Source organism: Acinetobacter radioresistens DSM 6976 = NBRC 102413 = CIP 103788, assembly GCF_006757745.1.
Classification (GTDB): domain Bacteria; phylum Pseudomonadota; class Gammaproteobacteria; order Pseudomonadales; family Moraxellaceae; genus Acinetobacter; species Acinetobacter radioresistens.
This window is the reverse complement of record NZ_AP019740.1, coordinates 2,778,093-2,790,100: the sequence shown is the minus strand read 5'-3', so window position 1 is coordinate 2,790,100 and position 12,008 is coordinate 2,778,093. Positions and strand designations below refer to the sequence as shown.

The following is a 12,008-nucleotide window of genomic DNA, read 5'->3' as shown; positions in this document are numbered from 1 at the left end:
GTAGAACTTAATCAATTGAATGGAATGCAATACTCAACCGTATAATGAGTTGTTGTTTTATAAAAATTTTCAGTATATTGCAAATTGTTTATCAAGTGACCTAGAGAAGTAAATGAGAAAGCATTTCCAATGGGGTTTAAAAGGTGGCATGTTAGCCACCTTAATACTATGTGGTTCAGTTACACAAGCTGCTGACCGTCAATTTTTGAATGTCTCATATGATGCGACACGTGAATTTTATGATGAGTTCAATAAGTCATATGGTGCTTACTGGAAAAGCCGTACTGGACAAACAGTTGAATTTAAACAGTCACATGGCGGTTCAGGTAAACAGGCACGCTCAGTAGTTGATGGTTTAAAAGGTGATGTAGTGACTTTAGCCTTGGCAAATGACATTAATGAGATCGTAAAATCTGGCCAGATTAAAGCAGGCTGGCAAAAAGAATTTCCTTATAATTCTGCACCCTATACTTCAACTATCGTTTTTATGGTACGTAAAGGTAATCCGAAAAAAATTCAGGACTGGAAAGATCTAACCAGACCGGGTGTGCAGATTATTACACCTAACCCTAAAACAGGCGGCTTGCCACGCTGGATTTATCTGTCGGCTTGGGGCTATGCGCTGAAACAGCCGGGCGGTAATGATGCTAAGGCACGAGTGTTTGTTAAAAGCATGTATAAGAATGTCAAGGTGATGGACTCTGCTGCACGTGCCTCTATGACGACATTCGCCGAACGTGGCATGGGTGATGTACTGCTAACCTGGGAAAATGAAGCTCTAGTCACGCTTAAAACTTTAGGCCGTGATAAATATGATATTGTTTATCCATCAATTTCAATTTTAACGGAACCATCGGTTGCAATTGTTGACAAGACAGTTAAAAAAAATGGTAATAAATGGCTGGCTACCGGCTATATTAATTATCTGTATTCTCCTTTGGGCCAGGAAATGGCAGCAAAATACTATTATCGGCCACGTAACCAGAAAGTTATGGCGAAATATGCTGCTCAATTTCCTAAGCTGAAAACTTTCACTATTGATGAAGTATTCGGGGGATGGAGCAAGGCACAGCAAACCCATTTTGTAAATGGGGCAACATTTGACCAGATTTATAATGATCGTCGCTAACCATTCGTCGTTCAAGTAGTTCCTCTGGAAAAGCCCTGTAGCAGAATAATTCTGTCAGGGCTTTTTAATGATGCTTTAAAAAAGATCGGCAAAACGGTTTTCTCTATAGAAAATAATATTTCCCTACAAAAAGCCATTTGGAGCTTTATAAAAACAGGGTAATAATGTGCAGTTAAATTTTTAGCTGTCTGAACCGATCTTATGTCGCATATTTCTGTATTACTCCATGAAACTGTTGCTGCCGTACTGGCAGAGCGCAATACAGGAATTTATGTAGACGCAACCTTCGGCCGAGGTGGCCATAGCCGTGAATTACTGGCTCAGCTCAATACAGATGCTCAGGTTTATGCCTTCGATAAAGATCCTCAGGCTTTGGCTGTTGCTGCCGAGCTCGAGCAGCAGGACGCTCGCTTTAAAATTATTCATGCCAGTTTTGCTGACCTTAAACAGGAGCTTGAAAAAATTGGTATAACTGAAGTCGATGGGATCATGGCAGATTTAGGGGTTTCATCGCCACAACTTGACCAGGCTGAACGCGGTTTTAGCTTTATGCAAGACGGACCCTTAGATATGCGTATGGATAATTCCCAAGGCCAAACCGCAGCAGAGTGGCTGGTCAATATTGAAGAAGAGGCATTAGCCAATATTATTTATCAGTATGGGGAAGAGCGTTACAGTCGCCGCATAGCCCGCGCAATTAAACAGGCAGGCTACATTGCAACCACTGGCCAGCTGGCTGAACTCGTGAAAACTGCCCATCCAAAATGGGAAAAACACAAGCATCCTGCTACGCGTACCTTTCAGGCTATTCGTATTGCCATCAATAAAGAATTAGAAGATATTGAGCTGTTTCTACCACAGGCAGTCGATATTCTTAAACCATATGGACGCCTGGCGGTAATCAGTTTCCATTCACTGGAAGACCGTCTGATCAAACAGTTTATACAAAAAGAATCAAGTTTGGCCGAAGATTCAGGCTGGGGAATGCCGCAAATACAGCAGGACACTCGCCGTCTGAAGAAAATTTCACGTATTAAAGCCAGTGATGCCGAAGTTAAAGAAAACCCACGCTCACGTAGTGCTTGGTTAAGAGTAGCAGAACGCTTAGCATAGTAAGGCGCACAATGAAAAAAAAAGTTGTTGAAGAAAAAGCTGAACAACCTCTCTTGCAGAAACCGGCTCTCAAGAAAATTGTGGTTTACACAGTTCTGGTACTGCTGGTTTTTATGAGTGCGGTCATGGTGGTTTTTCAGGTTTTTCAATATCGTCATGATTACCGAGATCTGAGTTCCTATATGCGTGAAAGGGATGACCTGAACGCAGAATGGGGACGCCTGCTGATTGAACAACAGACTTTTGGTGCCACTGCCCAGATTGGAACCCGGGCAGTAACCCAGTTGCGTATGTATTCTCCGCCGGCTTCACAAACTGTGGTGATTTCCTTACCTATGACTTCTGAGCAAAAAAAATAAGGCATGCTGTATGGTAGACAAGCGAATTAAGCAAACACGAAGAAAACAGCAGTCGATTTCGGAAAAACCTACTCTTGCCTTTGATATGTGGCGCTTCTATTTAATGTGGGGCGTGGTATTACTGTGTTTTGTCATATTGATTGCGCGTGCATTTTATGTACAGATTATTAATAAGGACTTTCTGCAAAACAAGGCCAATGCCAATATTTTAAGAACTGAGTCTTTAAAAGCCATGCGTGGAGTCATCAGCGATCGTCATGGTGTACCTCTGGCGATCAGCACGCCAATTATGAAAATTGTAATTGACCCGCGTGATTATTTTGATAATAAAAAGCTCTACGACGAGATTAAAGCCGAGTTAAAAAAAGATCCGAATAACCGCAAACTCAAGCGTCAGTTACCTGATAAAAATCTTAATCTGGATGAGTTGGCCGATGCAGTCGGTATCGATCGGACCGAATTAAAAAGAAAATTAAAGGAGCGGCCAAGATCACGTTATCTGGTTCTGAAAAAAGAAGTACCACCACAGCAGGCAGACCTGATCGTCAAGCGAGATTTTCAGGGGGTATATGCCGAGAAAAACTATAAACGCTATTATCCGCAGCCACAGCCAAATGCTCAGATTATTGGTTTGACCAATAGTGAAGGGACCGGTATTGAAGGCCTGGAAATGCAGCTTAACAAACGGCTGGCTGGTGTCGATGGTGAGCAGAAAGTTATCCGTGATAAACGCGGTAACCGGTTGAAGGTAACCGAGGTTATTAAAGAAGTTGAACCGGGTGAAAATATTACACTGAGTATTGACTCGCGTTTGCAATATATTCTTTATCGTGAACTTACAGCTGCAGGCATCGCCAACAATGCCCGCTCGGCCAGCGCTATTGCAGTAGATGTTAAAACCGGTGAGATTCTGGCCATGACCAGTTGGCCCTCTTATAACCCGAATGATAAAAATGGACTGGCCAATAAAGATGCCATGCGAAACCGCGGTGCAATCGATATGTTTGAACCGGGTTCTACCATGAAGCCATTAAGTGTGGCTGCGGCGCTAGAAAGTGGTAAATATACACCAAATACCATTATTAATTTAGGCTCAGGCTCAATGCGGGTCGGTAACCATACTATTCGTGATACGCATAGTTATGGCCAGCTTAGTGTAACTGGTGTAATTATCAAGTCATCAAACGTTGGTGTGGCGAAGATGGCTTTATCTTTGCCCTATTCAACTCTTCCGACATTTTTTAAGCGAATTGGTTTCGGACAACGTTCAGCTGTGAAGTTCCCGGGTGAGAGTACAGGCCTGATTTTACCACCAAGTAAATGGAATGTTTCAGAAGTAGCCACTATGTCTTATGGTTACGGTATTAATGCCACTGTACTGCAAATGGTACAGGCGTATGCCATGCTGGCAAATCATGGTGTAAAAATGCCTCTTAGCCTTTATAAGCTGGATGAACCGCCTAAAGGTGAGCAGCTTCTTGAACCTAAAATCGCTGATCAGGTACTCCTGATGATGGAACAGGTAACATTACCTGGAGGAACTGCACGTCAGGCTAATATTCCCGGTTACCGTGTTGCAGGTAAAACAGGTACGGCCCATAAACTGCGAGCTGACCGTAAGGGTTATTCGAGTAATGAGTACCGCGCCCTGTTTTCTGGTGTAGCACCGGTAAGTGATCCACGACTGGCCATTTTTGTGGTCGTAGAAAATCCGAAAGGAAAATATTATGGCGGTCTGGTGGCTGCGCCAGTATTTGCCCGGGTAATGCAGGAATCACTCCGTTTGATGAATGTGCCATTAGATAAGCCGCTCGATGTTCCACAGGAACCGTAAATCAGGTGATGCATGACAATTACATTTAATGAAATATATCCAGGTAACGCCAACGTAGAGTGGGCGAATCAGCCATTTAGCGGTTTTTGTCTGGATAGCCGTAAAGTACAGGCAGGACAGATCTTTATTGCTTTAGATAGCTTAAGTCATTCTGATAAAACTCGTATTTTTGCGGAAAATGCATTAAGCCAAGGTGCTCTTGGTATTATTTCCGAATCTGATCTCGGGGTGACCACAGCATGGGTTTGTCCCCAGGTTAGACAATGGATGGGTGGGTGGCAAAAACAGTATTTACAGGCTACCCAGCCGGTAAATTCTGCCCGAATTCTAGCTGTCACAGGGACTAATGGTAAAACCACTATTTCCCGGCTGATAGCAGAACTGATCAGCTTCCAGAAGCAGCCCTGTGCTGTAATGGGAACAACTGGTAATGGTATTTTACCGCATCTGGTCGCTTCAACACATACCACACTAGATGCGTTACAGCTACAAAATGCCCTGCATGATTTTTCCTCTCAGGGTGCGAATTTTGTTGCTCTCGAAGCCAGCTCACATGGCCTGGAGCAGGGCCGTCTGAATGGCTGCGAGATTGAAATTGCTATTTATAGTAACCTGAGTCGAGACCATCTGGATTATCATGGAACCTTGGCAGCTTATGCAGATGCCAAGGCTTTGCTGTTCAAATTTGCTACGCTGCGTAGTGCCGTAATCAATCTGGATGATGATTATGCACCAGTGATGCTGGAAACAGCACAAGCCAATCCGGCCCGACCAAAGATTTTGACCTACTCATTACAACATCCAGAAGCAGATTATCGCGTATCTGATATTCACTACAGTCTGAAAGGAGCGAAGTTTAAGCTGATCGCCCCAACAGGTGAATATGTGGTACAGAGCCCGCTTTTAGGTCAATTTAATATTGAAAACCTGGTGGCTAGTCTGATTGCAGTAGAGCAGGCCGGTTTTAAACTGAGTGATATTTTAGCAACTGTACCTCAGCTCAAGGGAGCTCCAGGCCGCATGCAGGTGATCCGTGATGCAGAGCGTTTATTTGTAGTGGATTATGCTCATACACCTGATGCTTTAACACAGGTTCTGGTTACCTTGAAACGCCATGTCCAGAATCAGCTTTGGGCCATATTCGGTTGTGGTGGTGATCGCGACCGTGGCAAACGTCCGTTGATGACTCAGGCAGCTCTTAATGATGCTGACCCGGTGATTCTCACCTCAGATAACCCGCGAACAGAAAGTCCTGAACAGATTTTTGCTGATATGAAGAATGGGGTTGATTTTGGTAACCATCATGTGCAGGAAATTCGCGACCGGCGTGAAGCAATCAAATATGCAGTGCAACAGGCACAAGCTGGCGATATTGTAGTCATTGCCGGAAAGGGCCATGAAAACTATCAGGAAATTGATGGCGTCCGACACTGGTTTGATGACGTGGTCGAAGTGCAGTCCGCACTTGAAGCCCAACACTGCAATTTATCTCAAGCCTATTCTGCTGACTAGGAAAACTTATGCATACCTCTACAACAAGTACCGGGTCTTTGGAGCCTTGGACAGCCCAACAATTAATGGAAGCAACACAAGGCTACTGGTATCAGGAACGTTGCCCTGAGCAGCCAATCAAGCGGATTCTGACGGATTCACGGCAGGCAGAAGCTGGAGATGCTTTTCTTGCCTTAAAAGGTGAGCGTTTCGATGCCCATAATTTTGTGGCTCAAGTTTTAGATAAGGGCTGTCAGGTTGCAATTGTTGAGCGTCCTCTTGACCTTGACATGATGCAGCTGGTTGTTACAGATACACGGCAGGCACTAGGAAGGCTTGGAGCCTATCGTCGTCAGCAGAATCCACAGCTTAAAGTAATTGCGCTGACGGGGAGTAGTGGTAAAACGACTACTAAAGAAATGCTGGGCAGTATTCTGTCCCGTCTTGCACCTACCTTGGTCACACGAGGCAATCTGAACAACGACTTGGGCGTGCCTATGATGTTGCTCGAGCTTACAGCTGAACATCAATATGCAGTGATGGAACTGGGCGCCAGTCATCAGGGTGAAATTGATTATACTTCACAGCTGGTCCAGCCACAGGTGGCAGGTATCATTAATGTTGGTACTGCACATTTAGGTGAATTTGGAGGCCGTGAAGGCATTTGTCGGGCTAAATCGGAAATCTATGCTCATATAGCAAAAGATGGAACCTCAGTTATTCCGGCGGCTGATGATTTTACTGACGCTATCCGTCATGCTGTTCAGACAACGCAAGTCCTGAGTTTTGGTGAAGGCGGCGATATATATGCAACAGAAATGACGCTATTGGCTCAGTCTGCCCAATTCATGCTACATACACCACAGGGTGTGCGTGAAGTTAATTTACCTTTTGCGGGTTTACATAATGTACAGAATGCAACTGCAGCTACAGCTTTCGCGCTTGCGATTGGTATTTCTCTGGACGATATAGTTATCGGTCTCGAGCTGGCACAAGGGGCGAAAGGGCGATTAAATTTTATTAGCCATAAACAGCATTTGTTTATTGATGATACTTATAATGCCAATCCTACATCGATGCGGGCTGCCGGAGAGGTTCTGGCACAGCAATCCGGTATCAAAGTAATGGTCACTGGCGATATTGGCGAGCTGGGTGACGCTGCAGCTGTTGAGCATTACCGTCTGGGGCGTGATCTGGTGAGCCAGGATATCAATTTTTTAATAGCAGTTGGCGAGTTTGCACCCGCTGCACTTGAAGGTGCCCGTAGCACCCAGTACGGGAAAAAAATGCAGGCCTTTCTGACTCAGGCCCAAGCACTTCCTTTTCTAATGAGTCTGGTCGAAACACATCAACCACAGTCTATGAGTTTCCTGTTTAAAGGTTCTCGTTATACCCATATGGAGACGTTGATGGCTGATTTGATGGAGAAAATTTAATGCTGTTATGGTTGTTTGAACAGCTTGCGGGCTATCATAGTTCGTTTCAGGTGGTTCGTTATTTAACATTTCGCTCTCTATTGAGTGTCCTGACGGCCCTCAGTATTGGTCTCATTCTGGGACCAGTCATGATTCGCAAGTTACAGGCACTTAAATATGGTCAAGCAGTCAGCTCTTTTGCTCCTGAAAATCATGCGAAAAAAATGGGTACACCTACTATGGGTGGGGTGTTGATTCTATTATCGATTGGTATTTCAACACTACTCTGGGCAGATTTATCTAATCCTTATGTCTGGATTGTACTGGGCGTGATGGTAATTTTTGGTGCAGTAGGCTGGGCAGATGACTGGATCAAAATCCGTTATAAAGATAATGCCGGACTACCTGCGCGCAAGAAATTCTTCTGGACATCTATTGCCTCTTTAGGTGCCGGTATTGCACTGTATTATATTGCAACCCAGCAACCTAGTGCCGTACAGACAGCTAACATGCTGGATCTGCTTATTCCATTTTTTAAAAATCTGACGATTCCATTATCCGTTATCCCATTCGGTATCGCCTTTATTGTCTTTACCTATCTGGTTATTAATGGTGCTTCAAATGCGGTTAATCTGACTGATGGTCTGGATGGTTTGGCAATTATGCCTATTGTACTGGTTGCTGCAGGACTAGGTGTATTTGCCTATCTGGCAGGTGATGTACGCTTTGCTGATTATCTGCATATTCCTTATGTAAAATATTCTTCTGAACTGGTAGTTATCTGTTCGGCCATGATTGGTGCCGGTCTGGCTTTCCTCTGGTACAACGCTCATCCTGCTCAGGTGTTTATGGGAGATGTGGGTGCTCTGGCACTGGGAGCAATGCTCGGTACAATTGCGGTCATGGTTCGTCAGGAGATTGTTTTTGCAATTATGGGCGGTGTATTTGTCATGGAAGCAATTTCCGTCTTCCTGCAAATTGGCTCGCTACGTATGCGTAACAAACGAGTTTTTCTGATGGCACCATTGCATCATCATTATGAAAAGCAGGGCTGGAAAGAAACCCAAGTAGTAATCCGCTTCTGGATTATTACAATTATGCTAGTGGTTTTGGGACTAATGACCTTAAAATTACGTTAAGCAAATCTTTTTATAAAAGCCGGCATTTGCTAATAACTGCCGGCTTTTTTTATTCTGGAGAAAATAATGAACCTGCTCATGTGTCCTGTATGTCGGGAACAACTCAAATTGGTAGACAGGACATGGCGCTGCGTAAATCACCACAGTTATGATGTAGCCAAACAGGGGTATGTCAATCTGCATGTGGTACAACATAAACACAGTAAAAATCCGGGCGATACGCCTGAGTCGGTTCAGGCAAGACGAGCATTCTTGGCTGATGGTTTTTATGCACCGTTACAGCAGGCAGTGGTCAAGATAATCTCCAGTCTTCGTATTGAAAACCTGCTGGACATTGGTTGTGGTGAAGGATACTACACACAGGCCATGCAGTCTGAAGTCTTGCAATGTGTAGGAGTTGATATCGCTAAAAATGCGGTACAGGTTGCTGCAAAGACCAATCAGCAGGTAACTTGGGTGGTTGGTACAGGTGCAGTTTTACCTGTAATTGACCATTCAATAGATCTATGTACCAGTTTGTTTAGTCCCATTCCCCAGCAGGAAATCTTGAGGGTTTTAAAGCTAGGGGCTTATCTTATGGTAGTTACGCCAGGGCCTGAGCATCTCTACAGTATGCGTGAAGTATTATTTGAAGAAGTAAATGCTCATGAACCGGCCAAGTTTGTTGAGCAGCTGGCAGAACATTTTGAGCTGGTTGAACAGCCACTGATTGAAACCCGGCTACTGCTCAACCAGGCGCAACTCAAAAATCTGGTTGCCATGACCCCTTATGCTTATAAGGCAAAACCAGAGCGCCGCCAAAGATTAGAAGCACTGGAAAATTTTGAGACTCAAGGCAGTTTTCAGATTTATCTGTTCAAGAAAAAAGACTGACTTTAAGAATAAAGAAGCCACCTTTATGGTGGCTTCTTTATTTAAATCATTGGACCTCTTGAATCAGATTCTCCAGTGCATCACGTTGCTGAGGTTCAGTACGTGATTGCTGTGTTCGGGCAGGTTGATCCGGTGTATTAACTTGAGGTGGAGCTGAGCGTGAAGGAATCAGGATTTCTTCACCGGGCAAATCGGCAAAGTCATTAGTGACAGCAGCCGGAGGAGGAGCCGGACGATATAAAGGACGTGCCAGAGGAGGGGAAGCACGATCAACCTTAGGTTCTACTTGGCCCGCTGTTTCTTGTAGTCGGGGAGCTTTGGCATTTTTGTCTAGCTGTACCCAGGATGCTGGAGTACCCTTGAGCGCATTACCCATGAAGTTAATCCAAATCGGTAAAGCTGCTACCCCGCCATATTCACGACGGCCCAAAGTTGTTGGCTGGTCAAAGCCAACCCAGGCCACAGTCACTAGTTTGCCGTTAAAGCCCGCAAACCACGCATCTTTAGCATCATTTGTAGTACCGGTTTTGCCTCCAATATCACCACGGCCAATTTTTAAAGCAGCGCGTCCTGTACCATGCTGGATCACATCCCGAAGAATATTGGCCATATCATAAGCCGAGCTCGATTTTAAAATGCGCTGCGCCTGACGATAATCTGATTCCGGTTCTTTCTGCTCACTAATATTATTTTTTGATTGATCTAAAGACTGATTGGTCACTTCAATGACTTCATCATCAGGCGTCTGCGGAGTGTCTTCTTCAGTATCATCTTTGGCATTAATGCAAGGAATACAGGCATATTCCGGGTCAGCCTCAAAAATCACTTTGCCATAGGCATCTTCAATTCGACTGATAAAGTGAGGCTGGATTCGGTAGCCCCCATTGGCAAAGGTGGCATAGCCAGTTGCCATCTGTACAGGTAGAACCTGCGGTGTTCCCAAAGCAATCGTATAGTTACGTGGAATCTGGTCATCACGTAAACCAAAGTCCATAAGTAACTGTCGTGCACGCTCAATTCCTACATTTTGTAGTAAACGTACAGAGACCGTATTACGTGACAAATAGAGTGCACGGCGTAAAGGAATCATTCCCAGATATCGACCATCCGAGTTTCTGGGTGTCCATTTACCGATCGTAATCGGACTGTCATTTACCATCGTATAGGGGGTCATTCCACGCTCTAAAGCCAGAGCATAGATAAAGGGTTTAATTGTGGAGCCAGGTTGACGCCAGCCTTGTAAGGCCCGGTTAAACTTGGACTGATAAAAACTGTAGCCCCCTACAACTGCTTCAATCGCTCCATTATTTGGATTAATTGCAATCAGCTGGCCCTGTACTTTTGGTAACTGGACCAGTGCCCATGAAGTTTTACTTTCATTCGGGCGCAACCGGATAATATCTTTAACTTTCACAATCTGAGAGGCACGACTTGGCGCTCCCCCTACACTGTTAGCATTGCGGTAAGGCCTTGCCCAAGACATGCCAGACCATGGTACTGTCACTGTAGAACCATCCTGCATCAGTGCTTCAAATGAGTTGGAATTGACCTTGACTACCTGTGCAGGGTAAGTATTTGCAAATGCCCGAAATTTGTTTAAAGGCTCATCATGTGCCTCGGCACCGCGCCAGCCATGGCGACGGTCATAATCTTCCAGACCATTCTGGACTGCCTGTTCGGCATAGGCCTGACGTTTACTGTCAATGGTGGTGTACACCTTATAGCCTGAATCGATGGCCAGATCACCAAAGCGTTCTACCAGTTCAGAGCGAACCATCTCACCTACATAAGGAAAGCGGTTACTGATTCCACGATCAGGCATGTCCAAGTTGATCGGCTCGGCCACGGCAGCCTGATATTGTGACTGGCTGATATATCCAAGCTGTAACATACGGCCCAGAATCCAGTTGCGACGTTCCAATGCCCGTTCAGGGTTAGCAACCGGATTATATTTTGATGGAGCTTTAGGCAGGCCGGCCAGCATTGCCATTTGTGCCAGACTTAGCTCATCCAGACTTTTGTTATAATAAATTTTGGCAGCTGCGGCGATACCATAGGCATTTTTACCCAAGAAAATCTTATTGACATATAAGGTCAGAATTTCTTCTTTACTCAGGTTTTGCTCGATTTTTCGTGCCAGAAAAATCTCTGTCAATTTACGTTTTAAGGTGCGCTCCGGGCTTAAATAATAGTTCTTGGCCACCTGCATAGTAATAGTTGAACCGCCAGTCTGCACGTCAGATCCGGTAACACTCTCTGTAACAGCACGCCCCAAGCCTTTAAAGCTGATGCCACTATGCTCAAAAAATGAGGAGTCTTCTGCGGCAAGAAAAGCATGAATAAAGGCTGGCGGAATCTGTTTATATTCAACCGGTACAGACAATTTTCCACCGTACTCAGCCACCAGCTCGTTATCGGCAGTATAGACCTGTAACGGCTTAAGTAAAGGTGCTTTTTTGAGCGAACTCATCTCAGGCAGTGAAGGGGCAATATAAAGATAAATACCATAAAACCCCATTGGTATTGAGACTAGAATGATAATTAAAATAGAAAAAAAGGGGTGAACACGGCCTGAACTGGATAGCTTTTTCATAACAAGTAAGTTTTAATAAGAGCTAATGGCAAACTAATTGATGGTCAGTATAGCCGTTAGAT

General features: G+C 44.7%; 9 protein-coding genes. 8 read left to right on the top strand and 1 reads right to left on the bottom strand.

Annotated features, from left to right (window positions below; all coding sequences use genetic code 11):
• The first annotated feature begins 112 nt into the window (after window positions 1-112).
• The 8 genes from ACRAD_RS13190 (at window position 113) to ACRAD_RS13155 (ending at window position 9,353) form a co-directional block, all read left to right on the top strand.
• Complete coding sequence (locus ACRAD_RS13190) at window positions 113-1,129, top strand: sulfate ABC transporter substrate-binding protein (protein ID WP_005024191.1); 1,017 nt, start codon at window positions 113-115, stop codon at window positions 1,127-1,129.
• Window positions 1,130-1,330: 201 nt separating this feature from the next.
• Window positions 1,331-2,242, top strand: a complete 912-nt coding sequence (gene rsmH / locus ACRAD_RS13185) for a 16S rRNA (cytosine(1402)-N(4))-methyltransferase RsmH (protein WP_005024193.1) — start codon at window positions 1,331-1,333, stop codon at window positions 2,240-2,242.
• A gap of 11 nt (window positions 2,243-2,253) precedes the next feature.
• On the top strand, window positions 2,254-2,601 hold the full coding sequence (gene ftsL, locus ACRAD_RS13180; RefSeq protein WP_005018026.1) for a cell division protein FtsL: 348 nt from the start codon (window positions 2,254-2,256) through the stop codon (window positions 2,599-2,601).
• 10 nt (window positions 2,602-2,611) lie between these two features.
• The gene (gene ftsI, locus ACRAD_RS13175; protein WP_005024195.1) at window positions 2,612-4,435 is read left to right on the top strand and encodes a penicillin-binding protein PBP3; all 1,824 of its coding nucleotides are present in this window, start codon (window positions 2,612-2,614) and stop codon (window positions 4,433-4,435) included.
• Between the two features lie 12 nt (window positions 4,436-4,447).
• The gene (locus ACRAD_RS13170; RefSeq protein WP_005024197.1) at window positions 4,448-5,947 is read left to right on the top strand and encodes a UDP-N-acetylmuramoyl-L-alanyl-D-glutamate--2,6-diaminopimelate ligase; all 1,500 of its coding nucleotides are present in this window, start codon (window positions 4,448-4,450) and stop codon (window positions 5,945-5,947) included.
• Window positions 5,948-5,955: 8 nt separating this feature from the next.
• Window positions 5,956-7,362 (top strand): UDP-N-acetylmuramoyl-tripeptide--D-alanyl-D-alanine ligase, encoded by a 1,407-nt coding sequence (locus tag ACRAD_RS13165; protein WP_005024198.1) that lies wholly within the window; start codon window positions 5,956-5,958, stop codon window positions 7,360-7,362.
• Window positions 7,362-8,480: a phospho-N-acetylmuramoyl-pentapeptide-transferase gene (gene mraY, locus ACRAD_RS13160; protein ID WP_005018035.1), complete on the top strand. Its 1,119-nt coding sequence runs from the start codon at window positions 7,362-7,364 to the stop codon at window positions 8,478-8,480. Before ACRAD_RS13165 ends, mraY begins: the two co-directional genes overlap by 1 nt.
• Window positions 8,481-8,546: 66 nt before the next feature.
• Entirely contained in the window at window positions 8,547-9,353 is an 807-nt protein-coding gene (locus ACRAD_RS13155; protein ID WP_005024201.1) for a putative RNA methyltransferase, read from the top strand.
• 46 nt (window positions 9,354-9,399) lie between these two features.
• Here ACRAD_RS13155 and ponA read toward each other — a convergent pair whose 3' ends face one another.
• Complete coding sequence (gene ponA / locus ACRAD_RS13150; RefSeq protein WP_005024203.1) at window positions 9,400-11,946, bottom strand: penicillin-binding protein PBP1a; 2,547 nt, start codon at window positions 11,944-11,946, stop codon at window positions 9,400-9,402.
• Between the last annotated feature and the right edge of the window lie 62 nt (window positions 11,947-12,008).